Genomic DNA, 20,676 nt, shown 5'->3' with positions numbered 1-20,676 from the left:
TCAGATAGCCCGCCCACGACAGGAACACCCTGTACGGCTGATCGATGGTGAAACGCCTTAACCGAGTGAGTGACCCGGCAAGCAATGCGCCCCGCGAATCCCAGCGGATGAAGGGAGATTCAGAGATTACCGGCCCGCCGAGTGTGGGCCGGATGCTCTCCAGAAGGTTCTGACAAGAGCCTTGTGGAAAGCAGGATTCTGCGACTACCGCCGCTTTCCGAGGCTGGGCGCCCCACCGCTTACGAAGTGAACTTTTGTGAAAGGCGTGGAGCGATCATCGCCGGAAGGTAGGTAGGTTTCGTCAAGGTCTTTGGCACACGCCCTACACAAGCTCGGCGGATTATCCCATGTGGAAAGTACGGCGAATTTCGAATTGCAGCGCCAGCAGAGTTTCTTGAGCCACTCACCATCCGGCTTGCTAGGTGGCGGAGCTGGTTTGGGTATTTTGGGCGCTTTCAGGGAAGAGTTTTTCTTCTCTGATTTCCTCGCCTCCTTTATTGCAGCCCTAGCCGCTTTTCGGCTCAGTTTCTTTTTGCTGCGGTCAAGAGCGATTTCGCGAAGCTCAAGGATCTTGTTGAGCAAAGCAAACTCATTCCTGAGCTCAATAGTCAGCGCATCCGTATCCGAGACGGGCTTTGGATGTTTCGACTCTTTTAGTTCCATGGCGTCCGCCTCTGAGTTCGCATTTCGCGAGATTAGCAGCGGTATAACGCCACTACCACCCCGAACAACCAGCGCCACGACAGCCTGTCGTTAACTGCCCGATCCTCTCTATGAGAGCGCATCGGAGTGTGATCGGAGCGTGCCCAAGTGGGCTGCAGCGCTAGGATCGCAAAGACCCGTGAATGTCCTGAGCCGGTATAAGCGAGACGGCCAATACTACAAACGCGGCGGGAACCAAGCGGGGGTAGCGCCCCGGTGTTCCGATCACACCCCGATGCGGACGAAACTGCGGCCTATAACCGCCCACCTGCATTCACCAGCAACCCTGCACGGAGGATTTGCACCCATGCACCAGTAACCGATTCACCCGCGTGGCGCAGTAAGCCTGAAGGCTGCGCCCAACACTCATACAGGCAGCGGACAGCAGGGCCGACGATGTGACCGCGCATCAACCGAAAGGTAGGCCCAACCCAAATCAAGACGATATACCGCAGGCGAGTCCGAGGGCATAGCTGGCCAGACTCGACGCATCCGGGAAGCGCCGGCGCCTGCATCCCTTCCCTTCCGACACCACCCGCATGCACTCCCCTCCGCGCCCAACGGCAACCAGCGGAGCGGATGAGTGCATCCGAGTTTTGTTGGATCAATCAAATGGAGCAAATCATGGCTGAGCAACGAGCGCCGTATCCACGGTCGGCGGACAACGCCGATCAGATGAACCTGCCCGAGGGCAAGACCTGCGGCGACTGCGTGCATTGCCGCCGTTGCACGCTGATGTTTGGCCATATCCCCGCTGATGAGTCTTGCGACTGGAGCCCATCGCGCTTTCGTGAAGCAGTCATCGCTACCGCCTAACCGGTGAGCCAACGAAGGAGAGAGTCATGGCCAAGAAGGTTGGCGTGAAAACCCGGAGCGCCCAAATCGGCGTGCGAATCAGTCCTCGCGTTAAGTACATGCTTGACGTAATGGGTCGCATCCAGCGCAGAACCATGAGTGGGGTTATCGAGTCAGCGCTTCTGGCGTTTGCCGGGCCCAATGAAGAATCCTTGGCCGACCAAACATGGTCAACGGATGAAAACGAGCGGCTGCTCAACCTTTACCTAGCGGCGCCTCACCTTCTGTCATTCGACGAAGAGATTGAGGCCAAGCAGCTAATCGCGGCCAGGTCCGGCGCCTAACCCCAAACACTGGAGGTCGCCATGCACGACTGTACCGATACCCAAGCTGTTTGCCGTGGTTGCGGCCTCAAGCTGCGCGGATCGCCATCATGGAAAGGTGGCCTCGCCTATCACCCAGAGCCGAGAGGTGAAGTCCACCGCTGTCATTACGGCGGCTGGGTCTGCTCGCGCCGCTGCGACATTCGCGCCTGCGTCGAATTGGAAGGAACCATGCCTGGTTGCGCATCCGTGAACGGCTATGCGCGCCTCTCTCCGTACGCCAAAGAAAGCATTGATCACCACTGGCCGGAGGCAGCATGAGCAGCTGGATCAAGTGCACAGAGGCGATGCCGGTGCTGCCAAAAGGCGGCGGAAAACATCACGTCATTGCCTACACGCCGTCGAGATCCGCACAGCGCTTCGCGAACGGGTCGCGCTTCCTCTACTGGAACGGCATCGACTGGCGCTACCCCGACGGTTCTCGATTCGAGCATCGCGTCACACACTGGCAGCCTTTCCTCTCCCCGCCCACTGAATCCCGCCACTCTGGAGGCGACCATGAATTACGAAGTGATTGTTGAAGGCTTTGTCCTCCAGGTGGAGGTTACCCACTGCGAGAACACGCCGCCCTGCCCGAGCAGTTGGGACAGCGACTGGGATGCGCAGGGTTCCCGGGAACTGGAGTTCAAGTTGGTATCGGGCATCTGCTACGACGAAGACGGCGCCCGAATGGGTGTCGAACGGCACCTGCTTCCTCTACTAGCCAAGCAGTACGGACCGCAGATCGAAACCGCCCTATGGATTGAGATCGACGCGAACCAGCGCCGGCGGAGGTGGGCAGCATGAGCCAGCAACAGCAAGACCATCAGACAGCCGTCACCTGGATCGAGGGTGAAATCAACAACATGATCCGCGACCTCGGCAAGCCGAACGCCAGCGCTGCAGCGACTTCAGCAATCACCCTCGCCTTCCTGCTCCGCGCAATCAGTGAGGAAGAGCATCGCTGTTACCGGGCGCGCATCGATCAGATTTACGCCGACTACAACGCATCGATCAAGCAAGAGGTAGCAGCATGACCACACCACCAGTCAAAACCCTGATCGACGAGCAGCTCGACGAGATCGAGCGCAGCCTGGCTGTTATCGGCGCGGGCCTTCCACGCGAATTGCCGGTATCCGCGCTGCCGCCAAAGCTTGTTGAAGCTGTTAAGGCTGGGCGAATCGCCGTGAGGGCAAGGCCATGACCATGATTTGCGGTAATTGCGGCCAGTTCGGAATCCGGTGGATGGGGCCGTATGGCAACTTGACCCACACCGAATGCCCGCATTGCGGTGGCACGAACTGCCAGCGCGATGTGCAGCCCGAAGCTGATAAGGAAGAAGAGGCCGAGGAAGAAGTTGAGTGTGGATGCGGACGCAAATCCGGGCCGCCGAACTTTGATGATGGCCGCTACTACTGCGGCAGCCAATGGTGCATGCCATGACCTCCTACCAACGCGCCAAACGCTTTTGGTTCTGGCGCGGCTCTGCCATCACCCTTCTGTTTTTCACTGCCTGGATGCTGGCAAGCGCCTACTCCGGCCAGATCACTCAATAACCCCACACCTTCAAACGCTGCGTGCATCGCGGCAAGGATCACTCATGTCCACGAATACGCGGATCTGGGATCAGGTCGACACGACCGACCCCAGCGCCACCAAAAACTTCACCGGTATGGGCGGCTTCAAAGGCACAGCAATCAAACCAACTTACCTCATGCGCAAAGCCACCGAGGTGTTCGGCCCGTGCGGCGAAGGTTGGGGCTGGACAGTGCTTGAAGACCGATTTGACGAGGGCGGCCCTCTCCAGGCGCCAACAAAGGAATGGCCAGAAGCGCCACGGATTAACGCGAAGCTGCACACGCTGAAAATCGAACTCTGGTACCTGGGCAAGGAAGGCCAGAAGTGCACGGTGCAGCACTACGGGCACACGCCATTCGTACTGTTGCAACAAGGCAAGATCATCACCGATTGGGAGGCAGCGAAAAAATCGCTCACTGACGCAATTGGCAAATGCTTGCAGCCCCTCGGGTTTGCAGCAGACATCCACATGGGCCTGTTCGACGACGCTGCTTATGTCGAGACGGTACGGGATGAAGTAGCACTGAACAAAGCCGAAGACCGGGTCGTCGAGGAAGATCGCCAAAAACAGGAGCGGCTCGACTACATCAAGTCTGTGATCGACACCATGGCCGGCGCTCAGTCAGCTCAAGAGCTGAAGAAGATCCACGACGTCGCCGTACGCAAATTGACCATTCGCAAAGATACAAAAGGCGCTGAACGCATTTCGCTGGAATGGAAGCGCATCACTGAAGCCACCGAACGGGAGAACGCAGCATGACCCAACTTTACGCACTGACCGGCAAGCTCGCCGAACTTCAAGCCATGGCCGACACGGACGATGAGGGCCTGAAAGAGGCTCTGCAGCATGCCATGGACGAGGTTCAAGGCGACTTCAACGACAAGGCCGACAACATCGTCATGCTGCGCCGAAACATCGAAAGCGACGTGACTGCCATCGATACCGAGATTGAGCGTCTGAAGGAGCTCAAGCGCGTCAAGTCCAACAGCGTGGCGCAGATTAGTGACTACCTGCGCCGCAACATGGAAGCGGCGAACATCAAATCGATCAAGCGCCCTCTCTTCACCATCACCCTGGCTCTAGCCCCGGAAAAAGTGATCGTCGACAAAGAGGACGAAATCCCCGACGACTTCATCGAGACGAAAACCGTTTTCGCTCCAGACAAGAAGTCGATTGCAGCGAAGCTCAAGGAAATCCGCGACCACAACGACGCGGTGCGTAAACGGGTCGAGGCCGGTGAAGACGCAGAACACGAACTCATTCCTGAACCGGTCTGGGCTCACCTGGAGCGCGGCGAAAGTTCTATCCGGATCAAGTGAGGTCAGCATGATCAGCAACCACCTCAGTCTGGTCGAGCAGCATCGACCCAAGTCGAACGAACTGGCGGCCCAAGTCGAGCAGTACCTGGTCGCAGGCGGCAAGATCGAAGAAGCCGAGCCCTACAACTACAAGCCCAAGCCGATCAGCTACAGCAACCAGATGCCGCCGGCGCCGAAGCCATTTGTTCGGCGCCGGGTGGAAGCGCCTCCCCCGCCACCAACTGCATTTGATGCCCGCCAGCAGGCGCGCGAAAGACTGGTCGATCAAGTTCGTAGGTTGAGCAGCACACATACCCAAGTGGAAGTTGCGGCAGCCGTCGGCATCAGCAGAAAGGCTATCTACAACATCGCCAAAGAGCATGGCATCACATTCCAGCGCCCAACCCGCGGCGGTGCGAATGACGCGCTGCGCAAGGAGCAAGCTGATGCCAGAGACGCGAAGTATGCCGAGCGGATCAGGGCCTTCATGGAGCTTGGAATCTCCCGGCGCCAGTGCTGCGGGAAGCTGGCCATCGGCAACAAAGCCTTCGAGCGAATCATTGCGGCCCATGGCATCGACTACCCGAAAGCGCGCCAAGGCAGAATTTCATGCGCCGCATAGCTCGAGTTCAACAACGCAAACGACAAACCTGGCTGGCATTGCCGGCCAGTGGGATAGAAGAGGTAGGTCATGGCCGAGGAACAGCAGGAGCTGACGGCGGAAGCCAAGAAGCAGCGCAAGAAGCGCGAGAAAGCGGCAGCCAGGGACGCCGCATTGGGCGTCGAGAAGTTTACGGTTGAAGTCGCTGGCGTGTTCAAGCCAGACCTCAAGCGGGTCATGGCCGCCCACGGCATCAACAACCAGCAGGACATACACCAGCGGCTGCTGAGAACTCTTATCGCAGCTGACCATAAGACAGCAGCCTGGATGCTTCGAAATGTCACGACACCCTATGAGATGAGCGAAAAGGTGTTGCGACAGTTGAAAGCTGCCGGACTGCTGCAATTGGCGAAACACCCCGGCGAGCCAGAAGATGAGATCGTAGATCCGACTCTCTTGCTCTCAAGCAGCCGGTAGGCCGCGCGAAGTTAGAGTTCGCTTCAGCTTCTCAAGGGCAACTTGAAGCTTAGCCGCATCGGTCTTCAGCTCCTCCATAAACCAAATCACTCCCGTCAGATACCCAATTATCAGGCTCTCTGCACTGACGAAAACGGTATCGCTTGAATTGTTGGTGGTGCAACTTACACCTCCGAACGTGTAGAGAACCTTGCGAATTGAGGCATCACTCTGATTTGCGGAAGACTCAGCTGTCCCAGTATGAAGAATTCCGTTTCTCGCCTCCCACAGCTCTTGAGCGGTGCATGCGATCTGAACATGCGGAAGCACGAACTTATCCACCCAGGCTTTGAAATCTCTCCCCGATGATCGCTCTTGAGAAATCGATAGCCATGCCATCTGATCTATGCCCGCGTATGTAAGCATCACTGCGGGAACAAGATGCCCGCCATCCCTAAGCGCGGTGACTGCATCGGTCATTTTCTGGGCAAAAGAGAAAACTTCTAACTCACTCATCACAGCTCCCTAATCCGGCTTCATGCCGGGCCGGACACAAATACCCCACTTCAACGAATCACGCCAGCCGGCGAGGATCCCCTATGCCTACTCACAACATCGTCAGCATAAGCGGCGGTAAAGACAGCACGGCTACGCTGCTGGTCGCCCGCGAGCTGGAGGTGCCGAACCTCAGCGCTGTAGTGGCTGACACCGGGCATGAGCATCCAGAAACATATGACTACATCCATTACCTGGCCGACGCCACTGGCGTTCCCATCCGGTGGGTGAAGGCAGACTTCTCCAGGCAGATCGCGGGCAAGCGCAAATTCATTGAGACGAAATGGCGCGAAAAAGGTGTGGCGGAATCCGTGGTGCTGGGAGCTCTGGAAGTTCTGCACCCAACCGGCAACCCATTCCTGGACTTGTGTCTGTGGAAAGGCCGCTTCCCCAGCACCAAAGCCAGATTCTGCACCGACGAGCTCAAGCGCAACCCAATCATCGAGCAGGTCTACCTGCCACTTATGGACGGCGAGAACATGCTGCTGTCGTGGCAAGGCGTGCGGGCTGATGAGTCGCCGGCCCGCAAGTACTTACCAGAATGCGATGAGGTTGGAGGCGGCCTGTTCAACTACCGACCGATCCTGAAATGGACTATAGATTCAGTTTTCGAAGCTCATCGAGCCGCCGGCATCAAACCGAACCCGCTGTACTTAAAAGGCTGCAATCGTGTCGGGTGCATGCCCTGCATCATGTGCGCAAAAGACGAACTCAGGCAGATAGCCTCCAGGTGGCCAGAGGAAGTTGACCGGGTGCGCGAATGGGAGCGGCTGGTGAGTATTGCCAGCAAGAGAGGATCCGCCACGTTCTTCGCTGTCGTGACCGACCCCACGGTCAGATCTGATGACAAGGTGAGCTCAGTGACGCACGGTATTGACCGGATAGTCGACTGGAGCAACACCGCGCGCGGGGGCAGACAGTTCGACATGGTCGATTTGATCGCTCGAACCGACAGTCAGAACAGTTGCTCTTCCGCTTATGGTCTTTGTGAATGATTGAACTTATTCGCGGGACTGGCTTTCAATTTCCCTTTCGCCTCCACTTCTGATTGAACTCGGCCTGCCAATTTCTGAAATGCGGCCGACTTTTTAAGGTCTGAAAAAACAAACATAATCTGCGTATTATGAAACTTAAATGGAGTTCGAGCCACAGAGCTTATTGATCGGCCAACATACATGTTGAATTTCATTCCAAGCAGACTGAATGAGTGAAGTCGATCCGGCCCACTCTTCCCTGAAATAGGAAACGTCATAACGGCTGAAGTATCTAAGTCGGAGTTCACATCGACGAACAACAAAACGTTATCCAATTTTTCCTTACCCAACAAAAAACTCCTGAATTTTGATTCGTAATGATTCCCGAGCGCACGCTTGTAAGCGTCCCCTTCATAGCCCCAATCCCAGACCTGCGCCCTCCAAAAGATGCTCATCGCAAAATAGAAAATCGAGTTCACAACGCCTGCATCCAGCAAACGACTGTCGTAAATATCGAATCTCTCACCTTTGGAGATTGCTGCCTCAGAATTCAACAGGTCCAGTAACGGGAATCCGGATGCTGTAGCCCAAAGCTGCCCCATCCTTTTTTCTCCATTTTTTGAGAAAAGATCTTCACACTCGATACAAAGCAGCGGGCGCTTAACTTGCCTATCTGTTTGGATCGCGCTTTTTCTTCGTAAGTTAATCAATACGGGTGGCCCATCACCCGTTTCTTCGGTTCCTCGAATATGAGGGTAGGCCGCCGCTGGCATAAAATGGCTATCGATAAGCTTGCCTTTTTCTTCCCTACAAAGTGCGCAAATCATAACGCTCGCCCAAAAATCAATTCGGCCAAATATACCGACAAGGATCCCCTATGTCCGCACAACAGAAGAAACACCCCTTCGATTTCAAAACCCAATACGGACTTGGCTTCAACACTCAGGACGATGAGATCGTTGTCGACTTCTTCTGCGGTGGTGGCGGCGCCGGGACCGGGCTGGAAATGGGCCTGGGCCGCGCGGTGAATGTGGCAAAGAACCACAGCCCCCAGGCGATCAGCATGCACACCGTTAATCACCCGGGCGCCGTGCACTACACCACCGACGTATTCGACGGTGATCCGGATACTGAATGCGGCGGTAAGGCCGTGGGCTGGTTCCACATGTCGCCGGATTGCACGCACCACAGCCAGGCCGCCGGCGGCCAGCCGCGCAAACGCGAGATTCGCAACCTGTCGTGGATCGGCCTGAAGTGGGCCGGCAAGAAGAAGCCCCGCGTTATCAGCCTGGAGAACGTGAAACAGATCCTCCAGTGGGGGCCGCTGATCGCGAAGCGCTGCAAGGCAACCGGCCGCGTGGTGACTCTCGACCTAGTGCCGCATCCGACTAAATCAAAGAGCCTGATCAACCGCATCGCCGACAAGGGCGAGGTTGTGCCGGTGAACAACCAGTTCCTGGTGCCAGATCCGAAACGCCGCGGGCAGACCTGGGCTGTTTTCGTCGCCGAGCTGCAGCACCTGGGCTACGTCGTTGAGTGGCGGGTGCTGAAGGCCTGCGACTATGGTGCACCGACCAGCCGGGAACGCCTGTTCATGATCGCCAGATGCGATGGCCAGCCAATCGCGTGGCCGGAGCCGACCCACGCCAAGCACCCGGCCAAAGGCCAGAAGAAGTGGCGCACCGCCGCCGAGTGCATCGACTGGACAGTCCCGAGCAAAAGCATCTTCGGTCGGGCAAAGCCGCTGGCAGACGCCACCCTGCGCCGGATTGCCAAGGGCATGAAGAGGTTCGTCATCGATAGCGCTGACCCATTCATTGTGCCGATCGCGAACTGGTCCGGTGACAGCGTGCAATCAGCTAATGAGCCGCTGCGCACTGTGACCTCCTGGCCGCGCGGTGGGTCGTTCGCCATGGCCAGCCCGATCATCGCGCCAGCCACGCACCAGGGCAGTGATCGGGTCAACGATCCACACGCCCCGCTGCCGACAGTGACCTGCGCGAATCGCGGCGAGCTGACGCTGATCAGCCCGGTGATGGTCACCGCTGCGCATGGCGAAGGGAAGCCAGGCGGTGTTCAACGCTGGGGCGATGGCAGCAAGTCTGCCGGTGATCCGCTGGGCACTGTTACTGCGAGCGGCGGGCATTCAATCGCCGCCGCGCACTTGGTCAAATTCAGGTTTGCGGACGAAGGCCGGGCGCTCGACGAGCCGCTACCGACCATCACCAGTGGCGGCAACTACCAGCGCCCAGCCGGGGCCGCCCACGCAATGGGTATTTCGACGGTGTTCATGGCCCAAATGAATGGCGGATTCAACACCACGGTCGCCAAGAGCATCGAAGACCCAATAACTACCGTGACCAACACCGGCAGCCAGCAACAGCTGGTGACCGCGACGCTGATCACCAACACAACCGGTCACGCTGCAACAGATCTCAGAAATCCGGTACCGACAGTTACGACTGGGCAGCACCACGCAATTTGCTCAGCACACCTGACAACGCTTCGGAAAAACTGCGTTGGCCGGGGAATGGACGAACCGGTACAGACAATGACCGCCGGCGCCGAACACCACGCTCTACTTGAGTACACGCTTTCTCCAGAGCATGAAAAAGGCGCGCTGCGGGTCGCGGCATTCCTGATCAGCTACTACGGCACCGAGAACATGAGCGCCGCCGACGCACCAACACCAACGATCACCACAAAGGATCGCTTGGGCCTGGTCACCGTCACGATCAAGGGCACGCCGTACGTGATCGTCGATATCTGCCTGCGGATGCTGCAACCGGCCGAGCTTTACAAGGCCCAGGGCTTCCCCGCCGACTACATCATCAGCCACGGCGCCGACGGCAAGCCGTTCACCAAGACCCAACAGGTGCACATGTGCGGTAACAGCGTCAGCCCTCCGCCGATGGCTGCACTGGCTCGAGCCAACGATCCTTGGCGTCTCGCAGTTTCTCTACAGGCAGCTTGAAATTTTCGCAGAATCAGACGAACGGTATGCGCGAATAGCCAAAAAAGGGGCACTCCCCTCCCACTACATATAGGTGTGGATCATTTCCACTCTCCATGAACGTGAAAAGGGAAACCCCTAGATGTTTAGCAATCGTAAGTGCAATTGCTGCAAAGCCAAGTCCGACGAAGAAAAACAACATTCTTTCCTCAGCGGCATTTTCTTCAGCATTCTCGTAGCTGTAGTCACCCACCACTATGAGGTTTGGAGCTTCATCTAAAGCAACCGGTACTAGCCACTATTCGGGGTGGCCTTCGGGCCGCCCTTTCTCTATTTCTTCTCAAGCCACCGCATACCGGCGAGGTTTCCCCATGACCACAGAAAACCGAATTTCCGAACCTCGTACCGAAGTGAAGCGCTACCGATTTAAAGGGGCGGCAGGCGAATACGTTTATGCCGTGGAATTCGATCGACTCACCGCCGAGCGTGACGCTCTCCAGCTGCGCCTGAACGCAGCGGATCAGCGGATTGATGAGCTGACCGCGCAGCAGGCAGAAAGCCGCATGATCACCCTGTCGGGCTGCGAATTTAGCGAACACGAACTTCTCCGCACAGCCGTCCGGATGGTGACTGGCACCAGCCGACGCGGCACGCAGCGCTGGGTCGCAATGAAGGACGCTTTCTGCTGCGGATCCGGTGTCGCGCATGCGCTCTGCCGGCGGTTCGGGTTCGACCCGGACGAAACGGTGAAGCCGTGAAGCGCTTCATCCGCCGCAAAGTTGAAGCCTGGCTGATCTTGCTGGCCGCGAAGATCCTCGAAGGCCGGAATGTCCACCGCTCCCCGGTCGTATCCCGCCGCGACAACAACAGGATGTACGGCATGGCCGAAGAGCTCGAAGACATCGCCGAGCGCATCAGCAACAAATACCAGTAACCCCCTCCCCCTTCAAAGTCAGCCGCTATAGCGGCAAGGACGAAGTCATGCCTGAAGAAAAGATAACGTTCGTAAATGGCGAACCAGCCAAATGCGGCTGCCAGATGAAGTTCAGCTCTGGCGGCGGCGATTACTCCGATGTGCTCTTCGTGATGCCGTGCGCTGCCCACAGCCACAAACCTTTCGGCCCAGTAGAAGTGAAGCGCGACAAGGATGGATGGTGGTACCACCCGAATATCCCGAACTTTGGTGAGGGCGAAGACCCCGCACCCTATAACGCATGGACGAAGGAGCAAGGGCTGGAGCTGAAAGGCTGGCACTCGGGTGACGAGATTTACGACCTTCCGGAAGAAGATGCGGCGTGCACAGCTTGGAATCCAGAGTCACCAGGGCCTGAGTGGTTCCTGATGGGGATTTTCGACACCGAGGACGGCCCGTATGTGCAATGGGCACGCCGCGAGGTGACGCCATGAAGACTTACCCACTCGAAATTGAGTCCGCTGGCAGCGACACATACATTGCCATGAGTCGCGGTCATCACGATCTTGAGCAGTTCATGGCTGAGGCAGTGAAGGAATGCCCGGGCTGGTTCTTGGGCGGCCCGAAGCATATGTGGTGCAAGTCGGTGCCGGACCGTTCAGGCGAGTTCAGCAGTCGCTACATTTTTGTCGAACCAGGCACGCGCGGCGCATGGCCTGCTACGTATTGCTGGGAGTTCGGCGAGGATTACAAACGCTACAACACTGAGGTGACCCCATGACCGCCCTCGCCTGGTTCGCCTACGTGTACTGCTACAAGGGCAACGCTAAAGAAGTAAGCCCACCCTGACCAGTTGCGGCCACTCAGCATTTCTCTGAAACAGCTGGCAGGGCGAACTATGGAACCTTATTCGAGCGGGCCTTCCTCGTATATCAGCTAATCCCTGATAGCCACCCTCAGCGTCCCCGCTGAATTCGTCCCGCTGCCAACCAAAACCCTGCAACTCAACAGCCTGCCGGTGAACGGCGGGCAGAGCTATGTACGTATGAGCAAACAAGCCGTGAAAGATGTTCTCGACGAAATGACCAAGGAGGACCTGGTAGCGTGGATCAGAAACCATCACTTCTCGCGCCCCAAACGAAGCGATGTTCTTTATCTGCGCTGGGAGCGGCAGTCGGCCGAGGTGCTTGAGGAAATGCAGAAGGAGAATCGCGCACTCGATGGAGTTGATTTCAAGGAGCGCGACCGGCTGGCTATCCGATTCAATGAGTCGAAAGACCCCGACGAGAAGCTGCGACTACTCGAGCAGATCCAGCCTTATGACAAGGCTATGTCAGACCACATAAAGCGATCACAAGCGATCGACAGGAAAAGCAAAAAGATCGACGCCCTTTATGAACAGATCGACGTGGAGCGCCAGAAAGAGAATCGGCGCCGATCCGCGTAACTCCTCGCAGTTTGTTTTTTACCCTCCACCAACTTCTGCCGCCACGCGCGGCATGGAGCATCATCATGGAAACAGAAATCCTCTCGGACGAAGAGCTGGCGGACCTCACCGGTTACAAGGCAAGGGCCTACCAGCGTCGCTGGCTGGTGGATCGCCAGTGGGTATTCGTGGAAAGCCGCGGAAAGCGCCCACTCGTTGGCCGAATGTATGCCCGCATGAAGCTGGGCATGATCTCGCCTGCCATCGCTGACCTAAACCCACCGCCGGCGGCGCCGGCATGGACGCCTGACTTCTCGCGAGTGAACTGATATGCGACCCCGCAAGGCCGAAACACGCAATTTGCCGCCCCGGATGTACCAATGGACGAGAAAACGGAAAAGCGGAAAAGACTGGATTGCCTATTACTACTTGGACCTGACCGGCAAGGCGATCCCTCTGGGCAAGGATCTGGACCTGGCCAGGATCAAATGGGCAGAACTCGAAGCCAAGGAAAAGCCGCTCGACCTGCGCACCATGAAGGGCATCTTCGACCGGTATATCCGCGACATCGTCTCCAAAAAAGCGCCGCGCACTCAGAAGGACAACCTGTCCGAGATTAAGCAACTTCGGCCGATGTTCGACAGCGCCCCGATTGACTCGATCACCCCCGCCACCATTGCTGGATACCGGGACGCGAGAACGGCAAAGGTGCGGGCGAATCGCGAGATAGCCACCCTGTCCCACGTGTTCAATATCGCGAGGGAATGGGGGCTGACCACCAAAGAGAACCCCTGTCAGGGCGTGCGCAAAAACAAAGAGACGCCGCGGGACTATTACGCAAATGACGTGGTTTGGGATGCGGTTTACAAGAAGGCAGCTCAAGAGCTGAAAGACGCGATGGACCTAGCCTACCTGACAGGACAGCGGCCGGCAGATGTCCTGGTGATGAGGAAGGATGATGTCGAAGGGGATTATTTGGGCGTGCAGCAGAACAAGACGCACAAGAAGCTGCGTATCCAGATGACGACCGGCGGCGAAGCAAACAGCCTGGGCAGGCTTATTTCGGAGATATCTGAGCGCAATGCTCAGCACGTCTCGAACTACTTGATCGTCAGCCGACACGGTAAACGGATGACTGCGACGATGCTGAGAAAGCGTTGGGACATTGCTCGCGAAAAAGCCAAGCTGGCAGCGATCGAGCTTGGCGACGAACTGCTGGCGGCGAAGATTGGTGGTTTTCAGTTCCGGGACATCAGGCCGAAGGCTGCTTCGGAGATTTCCGATGTAGGCGAGGCGAGCCTGCTTCTTGGACACACCAAAGGCGACATTACCGAGCGGGTTTATCGCCGCGTCGGCGCCATTGCAAAGCCATCAAAATAGCCTGAAATTGCGTTATAAAACTCCAACATGGCCCCTTGTAGAATGCGGTCTACAGAGGGGCTGAAAACCAAAAGTATTGGAACGAAAAATCTCTGCAAGCCGCGAATTCAGCTACTTTGAATAGCGGTCTTGAAAACCGTCGACTGTAACAGGTCCATGAGTTCGAATCCCATCGCCTCCGCCATCTTTATACGACAAAGCCCTGATTTTTCAGGGCTTTGTCGTTTCTGGGGCTTGGTAAAAATACTGGGCACCGGAATGTGTTCCATAACTTTTATGGGCGCATTCCAGAACTAAGCCGCTATATCACTTCCCCCGGCGTCCTGCCGACAGTAAAAAATCCTTCACGAAACGCGGTGCTACGCTGACCTCAAAACCGAGGATTTGCGATGCCCAACAATATCGTCCCAGGCCATCTCGGCGGCCTGTTGCTTCTCTAGTGCCATGCGTACCTGCGCAGTAGCCGCATTGCTGATGGCGGTCAGGTCGTTCTTGTTCCGGCATCTGAACGGGTACGGCTTCTGGCAAACGCCGGCATCCCACTCCCCCCACCAGGACTTGGCATTGCCGTCGTCCACGCGACCACGGATCGTCCAGGCGACGGCGATCTGTCCGGCCAGGCTTTCGCCGCGAGCCGCCCCCCAAAGTGTGCGAGCGAGGATGTCGCGGTCTTTTTCAGTTGCGGTCCTAACTTTTCTTCAGGCGAAAAGTTTGCCTTTTCAATCTCCAGACGAAGAAAACCCCGAACCTGGCGCCGCCAATTCGGACGCCAGCCCAGAACGGCCGGGCTCGCCATCGCGCCACACCCTCCGCACTCCCCCCTGTACAGCACTGCTGTCTGCCACCTTGCGGGTGAGTCTCCAACATTCAGCACGGATCAGGAGTAGATCCGGCGCGCGCGGTACCCTCCGCAAACGATCAGTGCAGATGAGACCTTCATTCAGGTACGCGCGCTACTGGTGTGGAATGCTCATCTGGTCTGAGGTGACGCGACGTGAACGGGTAACCGATCTGGCTTAAGGATTGACCAGGATGGCACACTCACTCCATTACCCTGCAAATGGTTACTCAATGAAGAAGACGCAGACGGACAGCAAAGCAGCAGTGACTGCTTCAGACATTGAACGATCTATCCAAGCCCTGAACAAAATGGCGGAACGCCTGTGGGGGGATGGTCGGGAAGCTGAAGCGAAAGCCCTCCTCGACGCCCTGGACGCATTAAACCGGGCACTCGATCGGATCAGGATTGGTGAAAGTCGCAAGACGCTCCATTGAGGTTGCAAATCAGCTGGCGGGTTATGCGGACGAGGTGAAATCAGCAAGGATTGTGCGGGGCGATGCATGCGTCACGTTGAAACCATAACGAAAGACCCAAAGAGGCCAACGTCTACAAGGCGGCAATGCCGTCGCACACTCAGAGGGACATGCTGCGGCGCAGGCGGCAGCTGAACCTGGGAGCCCGACCCTTGATGGTGACATACCCTTAACCTGCGAACCCTCAAAGCAAGCGTTAAATGGCAGAATCCCCTCAATTTCATCAATTCGGAGACCACAATGCTTCGCGTGTTTGAACGAAGGCTCGACCCATTCCCCCCCGACGAAGCACCACCACCGCCTATCGGCCTGATGCCGTTCCTGTGGGCCTGCACCCGAGGCGCCCGTGGCTATATCCTTGCGCTTGCCTTTCTGAGTGCCAGTGTGTCGATCTACGAAGCCTGGTTGTTTTCCTTTCTGGGGCAGGTCGTGGATCTGCTCTCGACCTGGCAGGCCGGCGACGGTGTGAATGGACAAGAACGTCGAGTTCTGTGGGGTATCGCAATCGTATTGCTCACCAGCATTGGGCTGGTGGCGCTTCGCACCCTGGTGCAGCACCAGATTTTGGCGATTAATCTGCCGCTGCGGCTGCGCTGGGACTTCCATCGGCTGATGCTGCGGCAAAGCCTTTCATTCTTTTCCGATGAGTTCTCCGGCCGGGTCACGACCAAGGTGATGCAGACTGCACTGGCCGTGCGCGAAGTCCTGTTCACCCTCATCGAAATCGCGCCCGGCATCGGCGTTTACTTCATTGCGATCATCGCACTGGCCGGCGGCTTCGCCCTGAAACTCATGCTGCCTTTCATTGCCTGGGTCGCGTTGTTCGGGCTGGCCATGCTGTACTTTGTGCCACGCCTGGGCCAAGTCGGGCAGGAACAGGCCGATGCGCGATCGTCGATGACGGGGCGTATTTCGGATGCCTACACCAACATCACCACCGTGAAACTGTTCTCTCACTCCAAGCGTGAAGCGCACTTCGCGCGCGCGGCGATGGAGGATTTCAAGCACACCGGTTTTCGCCAGATGCGCCTGGTCAGCCAGTTCGAGATCGTCAATCAGGCACTGGTGGTTGCGCTTATCCTCGGAGCAGGCGGCTATGCCCTGTGGCTGTGGCACCAGGGCGAAGTCGGCACGGGGGCTGTGGCGGCGATTACGGCCATGGCGTTACGTATCAATGGCATGTCGCATTGGATCATGTGGCAAATGGCTTCGCTGTTCGAAAACATCGGCACCGTGCAGGATGGCATGGCCACCCTGACCCGCGGCCCCAAGGTGCAGGATGCGCCGAACGCCGGCGTGCTGGTGCCCTCTGGCGGCGCGGTGACCTTTGACAACGTGAGCTTCAACTACAACGGTGAACGCCAAGTGCTCGACGGATTGAGCCTGAACATCCGCCCGGGCGAAAAAATCGGCCTGGTGGGCCGTTCCGGTGCCGGCAAATCCACTCTGATCAATCTGCTGCTGCGATTCTATGACGTGGACAGCGGTGAGATTCGCATTGACGGTCAAAACATCGCTCAAGTGACCCAAGACAGTCTGCGCAGTGCTATCGGCATGGTCACCCAGGACACTTCCCTGTTGCACCGTTCCATTCACGACAACATCGCCTACGGCCGCCCGGACGCGACCGACGCGCAGGTCCGCAGCGCCGCAGCCAATGCCCAGGCCGACGGTTTCATCAGCCAACTGAGCGACCGGCAAGGCCGTACCGGCTATGACACCCTGGTGGGTGAGCGCGGCATCAAGCTTTCCGGCGGCCAGCGCCAACGCATTGCCATCGCCCGGGTGATGCTCAAGAACGCCCCGATCCTGTTACTTGACGAGGCCACCAGTGCCCTGGATTCCGAAGTCGAAGTCGCCATCCAGGAAAGCCTCGATGAAATGATGAAGGGCAAGACCGTCATCGCGATCGCCCACCGATTGTCGACGATCGCCGCCATGGATCGGCTCATTGTCATGGACGAGGGGCGCATCATCGAACAAGGCACCCACGCCGAACTGCTGGGAAGAAACGGCACCTATGCGCGACTGTGGCAGCATCAAAGCGGTGGGTTTCTGGGTGAGGATGAGGGGGTGATTGAGGCGATGGATCAGGTATGAGTGTGAACGGTCGAGAGCGGTGATCGGCGAACAGCTGCAGTCCGGTCGTGCGCAGATCCCCTGCGGCAACAAGGTCCATTGGCCCGGTCTCACGAGATCATCGCAAATCGTGGCGACTGCCTGTCCGGTTTTTGGGGTTGGCTGCTTAAATCTTGAACGATTGAAGACCCTCCGATGTCACTCCTTAACGGTGACTTTAATCAGTGGCCTGGCAGGTCGCGGAGGATCTCGAATGATCAGGTCAGAAGCTGTCGACGCCCCCTTGCAAACCCTGTTGCTCGAACGCAACGGTTGGGTTCCGAACAACCCTCGCCTGCGGGTGCTGATTTACATCAAGGCCATTGCCGCCAAAGGCAAAGATCCGGCGGCTTTGTTCGAACAAATCTTCAGCGCCCATGGCTGGCCGCCGCAATGGCGTGACGGGGTTTACGACTATCATCACTATCACACCCAGGGCCATGAAGTGCTGGGTATCGCCAGAGGTTACGCTCGCCTGATGCTTGGCGGCCCGGACGGGCGGGTGCTGGAAGTCAGCGACGGCGATGTGTTGCTGTTACCCGCCGGCACCGGCCACTGCAATATCGAATCGAGCGATGATTTTCTGGTGGTTGGAGCGTACCCACCGGGCCAGCACGCTGACATCTGTCGCGAAGCGCCGAATCCTGCGCAGTTGGCGAATATCGACAAGCTACCCTTTCCCGGCCAGGACCCTGTGCAAGGCCCCCATGGCGCGGTAAACCGCTACTGGTTGTGAACCGCATGCCAAAGGCCTCAATGGGTTGCTGGAAAGCAACAGCTAAATAAGGAATGCCAACTTGTGGCCCTCGTGCAGGGTGACACCTCCGAACACCGAGTGACGGTGGAAGTCAGAAACAAGGTGAGGTTCATCAAACCCGACGCACGGCGGTTTGGCCGCCATCCCGACAACCCACATCGGACGACAAAATGCCCGCCCCGCAATCCACACTCCTGCAAAGCTGGAACCACAACGCCCAGGCCTGGATCGAAGCGATCCGCACCGGCGCCATTGAAAGCCGCCTTACCGTCACCGACCAGGCCATCCTGCTCGCGGTGCTGGGGCGCCAACCCGAACGCGTGCTCGACCTGGGCTGCGGTGAGGGCTGGTTGTTGCGTGAACTGGAAAAACGGGCGATCAACGCGGTCGGTGTGGATGGCGATGCGACGCTGGTCGAGGCAACGCGGGCGGCCGGCTCTTCACCGGTACATCTGGCAACCTATGAAGAGTTGGCAGAAACGGCGGTGAACATCGGCAGTCACTACGATCTGATCTGCGCCAACTTCGCCTTGCTCCATCAGGACATCATTCCTTTGCTCGCCGCAATGAATGCCCTGCTCGCCCCTGGCGGGGCACTGGTGATCCAGACGCTGCATCCCTGGACGGCGGCGGCAGGCGACTATCAGGATGGTTGGCGCGAAGAGCGCTTCGACGGGTTCAAGGGCCAGTGGCAACCCATGCCGTGGTACTTCCGGACCTTGAGCAGTTGGCTCAATGCGCTGGACATGGCCGGGTTTCAGCTGGTCAATCTGCAGGAGCCGCAACACCCGCAAAGCCCTGTACCGCAGTCGTTGCTCCTGGTGGCCGAACCACGGCGATGAGCCTCGGACCTTGCTTGGGTACGCTGGTTGGCGAAAGCCTGATGCGATAGGCCCTGCGGCCAGCCTGTGATTGTCTTTCAACTGGTTACTTTCTTGTCATAAATTGTCTCAGTTAAGCCAAATGAAAGGATTGAAATAGTGGCTGCGTGCCGGTATTGATGACTTTTAAACAAATACAAGGACGTCACCATGTCAGGCGCAAAACGAAACGCCCTAACCGCTGACTCATCCCCGAACGCCCAGGCCGGCAGACGCTTTATCGCGGTATCCGCGGATATAGAACTGATTGCGGCAAGAGGGCCGAGTCCGGCGGATTTGTATCTTGAAGAAGAATCCAACAACCTTGCGAAATGCGCTGCACAGAACCGAGCGGCCGCACGCAGCAAATGAGCCATCAGCGCACTGGCCAGTCAAAGGGTTCGAGCTGACCTTTCGTTCATTTCCTCCATCCTTCGTAATACGAAAAAAGCCCTGATTATTCAGGGCTTTTGGCTTTCGACTCGGCGCTCAACGGATCGGCAGGCTCCAGGGTGTCGATTCGACCGCTAACCGCGTCGCAGACCAGGCCGGACACGCTCTAACCATCCCTTCAGGACTGCATTGGCGCCGCCAGCCATTTCACCAATGCCGCAGCGGGCATTTCCCGGGCCAGCGGTGCGCCCTGCCCGGCCCATTGCACGGCGAAGTCCGTGTTACCCCTGGCATTTGCCGCCGCATTGAGTGCCTTGTTGGCGTCATAGGTCAGCGGATAGTCCGGCAGCGCCACGGCCCCTGCTTCCAGTGAGGTGAAGTTGCGATTGACCATGCCCCGTGCAGGACGGCCCGAAATGACGCTGGTGACTTGCGTCTGATGCGCGCGCGGACCTTTCAATGCCTCCCGATAGGCACCATTGGCGCAGGATTCAGGACAGAGAATAAATGCCGTTCCCAGCTGTGCGGCGCTCGCCCCCAGCTGCATGACCGCATTGATGCCGGCACCGTCCATGATGCCGCCGGCAGCAATGATCGGCAGTCGGCAGCCCGCACTCAGCACCCGCACCAGGGCGAAAGTGCCCATTTCACTGTCCTGCCGTGGGTCGAAAACCCCGCGATGGCCACCCGCCTCGTATCCTTGCGCCACTAATGCATCTACCCCAGCCCCCTCCGCCATCCGCGCTTCGGCCAGACTGGTCACGGAACACAGCAGGACGATGCCGGCGCCCTTGAGTGCGTCGATGGCCGGTTGCGACGGCAAGCCGAAATGGAAGCTGACCACCGCCGGTTTTTCTTCCAGCAGCATGTGCAGCATGTCCGGGTCTTCGACGAACGAGGTGTAGATCTCACGCAGCGCCGTCGGTGGGGGCGCATCGAATTCGCTAAAAAAAGGGGCAAGAACATCCAGCCACTGCGACTCCCGAACAGGGTCATGCACGGCAGGCCGATGGCAGAACAGGTTCACATTAAAGGGCTTATCCGTCAGTGCAGCCGTTTCCCGCAACATGACGCGTGCCTGCTCGACGCTGCTCGCTCCAATACCGATGGAACCGAGCCCGCCCGCATTCGATACCGCCGCCGCGAGCCTGGGCGTGGAAACACCCACCATGGGCGACTGGATGATGGGCAGTTCGATGTTCAACAGGGACAACAGTGGATTGGACATAAAGCACACCTT

The 20,676-nt window shown here is 57.9% G+C and carries 29 protein-coding genes and 1 pseudogene; 25 read left to right on the top strand and 5 right to left on the bottom strand.

Going from position 1 to position 20,676, the window contains the following annotated elements; all coding sequences use genetic code 11:
* Positions 1-204 precede the first annotated feature (204 nt).
* Positions 205-663 carry a hypothetical protein gene (locus ACX3YD_RS13080; RefSeq protein WP_458960175.1) on the bottom strand — a complete coding sequence of 153 codons (459 nt, stop codon included), beginning with the start codon at positions 661-663 and terminating at the stop codon, positions 205-207.
* 663 nt (positions 664-1,326) lie between these two features.
* Between ACX3YD_RS13080 and ACX3YD_RS13075 the strand changes: the two genes are divergently transcribed.
* From ACX3YD_RS13075 to ACX3YD_RS13020, 12 genes are all read left to right on the top strand, one after another.
* Entirely contained in the window at positions 1,327-1,518 is a 192-nt protein-coding gene (locus tag ACX3YD_RS13075) for a hypothetical protein (RefSeq protein ID WP_458960174.1), read from the top strand.
* A 26-nt stretch (positions 1,519-1,544) separates the two neighbouring features.
* Complete coding sequence (locus ACX3YD_RS13070) at positions 1,545-1,841, top strand: hypothetical protein (protein ID WP_458960173.1); 297 nt, start codon at positions 1,545-1,547, stop codon at positions 1,839-1,841.
* 21 nt (positions 1,842-1,862) lie between these two features.
* On the top strand, positions 1,863-2,141 hold the full coding sequence (locus ACX3YD_RS13065; protein WP_458960172.1) for a hypothetical protein: 279 nt from the start codon (positions 1,863-1,865) through the stop codon (positions 2,139-2,141).
* Positions 2,138-2,401: a DUF551 domain-containing protein gene (locus tag ACX3YD_RS13060; protein WP_458960171.1), complete on the top strand. Its 264-nt coding sequence runs from the start codon at positions 2,138-2,140 to the stop codon at positions 2,399-2,401. Before ACX3YD_RS13065 ends, ACX3YD_RS13060 begins: the two co-directional genes overlap by 4 nt.
* Complete coding sequence (locus tag ACX3YD_RS13055) at positions 2,379-2,666, top strand: hypothetical protein (RefSeq protein ID WP_458960170.1); 288 nt, start codon at positions 2,379-2,381, stop codon at positions 2,664-2,666. The genes ACX3YD_RS13060 and ACX3YD_RS13055 overlap by 23 nt, the downstream gene beginning before the upstream one ends.
* The gene (locus ACX3YD_RS13050; protein ID WP_454838245.1) at positions 2,663-2,896 is read left to right on the top strand and encodes a hypothetical protein; all 234 of its coding nucleotides are present in this window, start codon (positions 2,663-2,665) and stop codon (positions 2,894-2,896) included. Before ACX3YD_RS13055 ends, ACX3YD_RS13050 begins: the two co-directional genes overlap by 4 nt.
* The gene (locus ACX3YD_RS13045; RefSeq protein ID WP_458960169.1) at positions 2,893-3,063 is read left to right on the top strand and encodes a hypothetical protein; all 171 of its coding nucleotides are present in this window, start codon (positions 2,893-2,895) and stop codon (positions 3,061-3,063) included. The genes ACX3YD_RS13050 and ACX3YD_RS13045 overlap by 4 nt, the downstream gene beginning before the upstream one ends.
* Positions 3,060-3,302, top strand: coding sequence for a hypothetical protein (locus ACX3YD_RS13040; protein ID WP_458960168.1), 243 nt, complete (start codon positions 3,060-3,062; stop codon positions 3,300-3,302). Before ACX3YD_RS13045 ends, ACX3YD_RS13040 begins: the two co-directional genes overlap by 4 nt.
* A gap of 157 nt (positions 3,303-3,459) precedes the next feature.
* Complete coding sequence (locus ACX3YD_RS13035) at positions 3,460-4,197, top strand: hypothetical protein (protein ID WP_458960167.1); 738 nt, start codon at positions 3,460-3,462, stop codon at positions 4,195-4,197.
* A complete protein-coding gene (locus tag ACX3YD_RS13030) occupies positions 4,194-4,757 on the top strand; it encodes a siphovirus Gp157 family protein (RefSeq protein WP_458960166.1) in 564 nt (187 codons plus the stop codon). The genes ACX3YD_RS13035 and ACX3YD_RS13030 overlap by 4 nt, the downstream gene beginning before the upstream one ends.
* 7 nt (positions 4,758-4,764) lie before the next feature.
* A complete protein-coding gene (locus ACX3YD_RS13025) occupies positions 4,765-5,358 on the top strand; it encodes a hypothetical protein (protein ID WP_458960165.1) in 594 nt (197 codons plus the stop codon).
* Between the two features lie 69 nt (positions 5,359-5,427).
* The gene (locus ACX3YD_RS13020) at positions 5,428-5,814 is read left to right on the top strand and encodes a hypothetical protein (RefSeq protein ID WP_458960164.1); all 387 of its coding nucleotides are present in this window, start codon (positions 5,428-5,430) and stop codon (positions 5,812-5,814) included.
* Here the strand turns inward: ACX3YD_RS13020 and ACX3YD_RS13015 are convergent.
* The gene (locus ACX3YD_RS13015) at positions 5,800-6,309 is read right to left on the bottom strand and encodes a hypothetical protein (protein WP_458960163.1); all 510 of its coding nucleotides are present in this window, start codon (positions 6,307-6,309) and stop codon (positions 5,800-5,802) included. The two genes, ACX3YD_RS13020 and ACX3YD_RS13015, sit on opposite strands and share 15 nt — an antisense overlap.
* 83 nt (positions 6,310-6,392) lie before the next feature.
* On the opposite strand from ACX3YD_RS13015, the gene ACX3YD_RS13010 reads away from it, so the two are divergent.
* The gene (locus ACX3YD_RS13010) at positions 6,393-7,343 is read left to right on the top strand and encodes a phosphoadenosine phosphosulfate reductase domain-containing protein (RefSeq protein WP_458960162.1); all 951 of its coding nucleotides are present in this window, start codon (positions 6,393-6,395) and stop codon (positions 7,341-7,343) included.
* Here ACX3YD_RS13010 and ACX3YD_RS13005 read toward each other — a convergent pair.
* Positions 7,325-8,149, bottom strand: coding sequence for a hypothetical protein (locus ACX3YD_RS13005; protein WP_458960161.1), 825 nt, complete (start codon positions 8,147-8,149; stop codon positions 7,325-7,327). The genes ACX3YD_RS13010 and ACX3YD_RS13005 overlap by 19 nt on opposite strands.
* Before the next feature lie 50 nt (positions 8,150-8,199).
* Between ACX3YD_RS13005 and ACX3YD_RS13000 the strand changes: the two genes are divergently transcribed.
* From ACX3YD_RS13000 to ACX3YD_RS12965, 8 genes are all read left to right on the top strand, one after another.
* Positions 8,200-10,296 (top strand): DNA cytosine methyltransferase, encoded by a 2,097-nt coding sequence (locus ACX3YD_RS13000; RefSeq protein WP_458960160.1) that lies wholly within the window; start codon positions 8,200-8,202, stop codon positions 10,294-10,296.
* A 350-nt stretch (positions 10,297-10,646) separates the two neighbouring features.
* Positions 10,647-11,033 (top strand): hypothetical protein, encoded by a 387-nt coding sequence (locus ACX3YD_RS12995; protein ID WP_458960159.1) that lies wholly within the window; start codon positions 10,647-10,649, stop codon positions 11,031-11,033.
* Positions 11,030-11,209, top strand: a complete 180-nt coding sequence (locus tag ACX3YD_RS12990) for a hypothetical protein (protein ID WP_458960158.1) — start codon at positions 11,030-11,032, stop codon at positions 11,207-11,209. Before ACX3YD_RS12995 ends, ACX3YD_RS12990 begins: the two co-directional genes overlap by 4 nt.
* Positions 11,210-11,256: 47 nt before the next feature.
* Positions 11,257-11,682: a hypothetical protein gene (locus ACX3YD_RS12985; protein ID WP_458960157.1), complete on the top strand. Its 426-nt coding sequence runs from the start codon at positions 11,257-11,259 to the stop codon at positions 11,680-11,682.
* Positions 11,679-11,969 (top strand): hypothetical protein, encoded by a 291-nt coding sequence (locus ACX3YD_RS12980; protein WP_458960156.1) that lies wholly within the window; start codon positions 11,679-11,681, stop codon positions 11,967-11,969. Before ACX3YD_RS12985 ends, ACX3YD_RS12980 begins: the two co-directional genes overlap by 4 nt.
* Before the next feature lie 264 nt (positions 11,970-12,233).
* Positions 12,234-12,635: a hypothetical protein gene (locus ACX3YD_RS12975; protein ID WP_458960155.1), complete on the top strand. Its 402-nt coding sequence runs from the start codon at positions 12,234-12,236 to the stop codon at positions 12,633-12,635.
* Between the two features lie 65 nt (positions 12,636-12,700).
* Entirely contained in the window at positions 12,701-12,943 is a 243-nt protein-coding gene (locus ACX3YD_RS12970) for a DUF4224 domain-containing protein (protein WP_458960154.1), read from the top strand.
* A 1-nt stretch (position 12,944) separates the two neighbouring features.
* Complete coding sequence (locus tag ACX3YD_RS12965; protein WP_458960153.1) at positions 12,945-13,994, top strand: tyrosine-type recombinase/integrase; 1,050 nt, start codon at positions 12,945-12,947, stop codon at positions 13,992-13,994.
* 485 nt (positions 13,995-14,479) lie between these two features.
* Here ACX3YD_RS12965 and ACX3YD_RS12960 read toward each other — a convergent pair.
* Positions 14,480-14,656 (bottom strand): annotated as a pseudogene (locus tag ACX3YD_RS12960) (cell wall hydrolase); the annotation flags it as partial.
* A 409-nt stretch (positions 14,657-15,065) separates the two neighbouring features.
* On the opposite strand from ACX3YD_RS12960, the gene ACX3YD_RS12955 reads away from it, so the two are divergent.
* From ACX3YD_RS12955 to ACX3YD_RS12940, 4 genes are all read left to right on the top strand, one after another.
* Positions 15,066-15,269: a hypothetical protein gene (locus tag ACX3YD_RS12955; protein WP_047538758.1), complete on the top strand. Its 204-nt coding sequence runs from the start codon at positions 15,066-15,068 to the stop codon at positions 15,267-15,269.
* A gap of 279 nt (positions 15,270-15,548) precedes the next feature.
* Positions 15,549-17,408 carry an ABC transporter ATP-binding protein gene (locus tag ACX3YD_RS12950; RefSeq protein ID WP_458960152.1) on the top strand — a complete coding sequence of 620 codons (1,860 nt, stop codon included), beginning with the start codon at positions 15,549-15,551 and terminating at the stop codon, positions 17,406-17,408.
* Positions 17,409-17,640: 232 nt separating this feature from the next.
* Positions 17,641-18,162 (top strand): cupin, encoded by a 522-nt coding sequence (locus ACX3YD_RS12945; protein WP_047529870.1) that lies wholly within the window; start codon positions 17,641-17,643, stop codon positions 18,160-18,162.
* Positions 18,163-18,353: 191 nt separating this feature from the next.
* On the top strand, positions 18,354-19,025 hold the full coding sequence (locus ACX3YD_RS12940) for a class I SAM-dependent methyltransferase (protein WP_458960151.1): 672 nt from the start codon (positions 18,354-18,356) through the stop codon (positions 19,023-19,025).
* Between the two features lie 589 nt (positions 19,026-19,614).
* Here ACX3YD_RS12940 and ACX3YD_RS12935 read toward each other — a convergent pair.
* On the bottom strand, positions 19,615-20,664 hold the full coding sequence (locus tag ACX3YD_RS12935; protein WP_458960150.1) for an NAD(P)H-dependent flavin oxidoreductase: 1,050 nt from the start codon (positions 20,662-20,664) through the stop codon (positions 19,615-19,617).
* Positions 20,665-20,676: the final 12 nt, after the last annotated feature.

The sequence above is a fragment of the Pseudomonas fluorescens group sp. PF-1 genome, from assembly GCF_054481335.1.
The sequence above is the reverse complement of the archived record's forward strand: the minus strand, read 5'-3'. Positions and strand labels throughout refer to the sequence as shown.

Excerpts from the sequence above, each read along its gene's own strand:
- ACX3YD_RS12965 (WP_458960153.1), top strand. The coding sequence starts at position 12,945 with ATGCGACCCCGCAAGGCCGAAACACGCAATTTGCCGCCCCGGATGTAC.
- ACX3YD_RS13080 (WP_458960175.1), bottom strand. The coding sequence starts at position 663 with ATGGAACTAAAAGAGTCGAAACATCCAAAGCCCGTCTCGGATACGGAT.
- ACX3YD_RS13005 (WP_458960161.1), bottom strand. The coding sequence starts at position 8,149 with ATGATTTGCGCACTTTGTAGGGAAGAAAAAGGCAAGCTTATCGATAGC.
- ACX3YD_RS13030 (WP_458960166.1), top strand. The coding sequence starts at position 4,194 with ATGACCCAACTTTACGCACTGACCGGCAAGCTCGCCGAACTTCAAGCC.
- ACX3YD_RS13035 (WP_458960167.1), top strand. The coding sequence starts at position 3,460 with ATGTCCACGAATACGCGGATCTGGGATCAGGTCGACACGACCGACCCC.
- ACX3YD_RS13050 (WP_454838245.1), top strand. The coding sequence starts at position 2,663 with ATGAGCCAGCAACAGCAAGACCATCAGACAGCCGTCACCTGGATCGAG.
- ACX3YD_RS12995 (WP_458960159.1), top strand. The coding sequence starts at position 10,647 with ATGACCACAGAAAACCGAATTTCCGAACCTCGTACCGAAGTGAAGCGC.
- ACX3YD_RS13055 (WP_458960170.1), top strand. The coding sequence starts at position 2,379 with ATGAATTACGAAGTGATTGTTGAAGGCTTTGTCCTCCAGGTGGAGGTT.
- ACX3YD_RS13010 (WP_458960162.1), top strand. The coding sequence starts at position 6,393 with ATGCCTACTCACAACATCGTCAGCATAAGCGGCGGTAAAGACAGCACG.
- ACX3YD_RS13065 (WP_458960172.1), top strand. The coding sequence starts at position 1,863 with ATGCACGACTGTACCGATACCCAAGCTGTTTGCCGTGGTTGCGGCCTC.
- ACX3YD_RS12950 (WP_458960152.1), top strand. The coding sequence starts at position 15,549 with ATGCTTCGCGTGTTTGAACGAAGGCTCGACCCATTCCCCCCCGACGAA.
- ACX3YD_RS13060 (WP_458960171.1), top strand. The coding sequence starts at position 2,138 with ATGAGCAGCTGGATCAAGTGCACAGAGGCGATGCCGGTGCTGCCAAAA.
- ACX3YD_RS13020 (WP_458960164.1), top strand. The coding sequence starts at position 5,428 with ATGGCCGAGGAACAGCAGGAGCTGACGGCGGAAGCCAAGAAGCAGCGC.
- ACX3YD_RS12940 (WP_458960151.1), top strand. The coding sequence starts at position 18,354 with ATGCCCGCCCCGCAATCCACACTCCTGCAAAGCTGGAACCACAACGCC.
- ACX3YD_RS12985 (WP_458960157.1), top strand. The coding sequence starts at position 11,257 with ATGCCTGAAGAAAAGATAACGTTCGTAAATGGCGAACCAGCCAAATGC.
- ACX3YD_RS12945 (WP_047529870.1), top strand. The coding sequence starts at position 17,641 with ATGATCAGGTCAGAAGCTGTCGACGCCCCCTTGCAAACCCTGTTGCTC.
- ACX3YD_RS13015 (WP_458960163.1), bottom strand. The coding sequence starts at position 6,309 with ATGAGTGAGTTAGAAGTTTTCTCTTTTGCCCAGAAAATGACCGATGCA.
- ACX3YD_RS13045 (WP_458960169.1), top strand. The coding sequence starts at position 2,893 with ATGACCACACCACCAGTCAAAACCCTGATCGACGAGCAGCTCGACGAG.
- ACX3YD_RS13000 (WP_458960160.1), top strand. The coding sequence starts at position 8,200 with ATGTCCGCACAACAGAAGAAACACCCCTTCGATTTCAAAACCCAATAC.
- ACX3YD_RS13025 (WP_458960165.1), top strand. The coding sequence starts at position 4,765 with ATGATCAGCAACCACCTCAGTCTGGTCGAGCAGCATCGACCCAAGTCG.
- ACX3YD_RS13075 (WP_458960174.1), top strand. The coding sequence starts at position 1,327 with ATGGCTGAGCAACGAGCGCCGTATCCACGGTCGGCGGACAACGCCGAT.
- ACX3YD_RS12935 (WP_458960150.1), bottom strand. The coding sequence starts at position 20,664 with ATGTCCAATCCACTGTTGTCCCTGTTGAACATCGAACTGCCCATCATC.
- ACX3YD_RS13070 (WP_458960173.1), top strand. The coding sequence starts at position 1,545 with ATGGCCAAGAAGGTTGGCGTGAAAACCCGGAGCGCCCAAATCGGCGTG.
- ACX3YD_RS12955 (WP_047538758.1), top strand. The coding sequence starts at position 15,066 with ATGAAGAAGACGCAGACGGACAGCAAAGCAGCAGTGACTGCTTCAGAC.
- ACX3YD_RS12980 (WP_458960156.1), top strand. The coding sequence starts at position 11,679 with ATGAAGACTTACCCACTCGAAATTGAGTCCGCTGGCAGCGACACATAC.
- ACX3YD_RS13040 (WP_458960168.1), top strand. The coding sequence starts at position 3,060 with ATGACCATGATTTGCGGTAATTGCGGCCAGTTCGGAATCCGGTGGATG.
- ACX3YD_RS12970 (WP_458960154.1), top strand. The coding sequence starts at position 12,701 with ATGGAAACAGAAATCCTCTCGGACGAAGAGCTGGCGGACCTCACCGGT.
- ACX3YD_RS12975 (WP_458960155.1), top strand. The coding sequence starts at position 12,234 with ATGAGCAAACAAGCCGTGAAAGATGTTCTCGACGAAATGACCAAGGAG.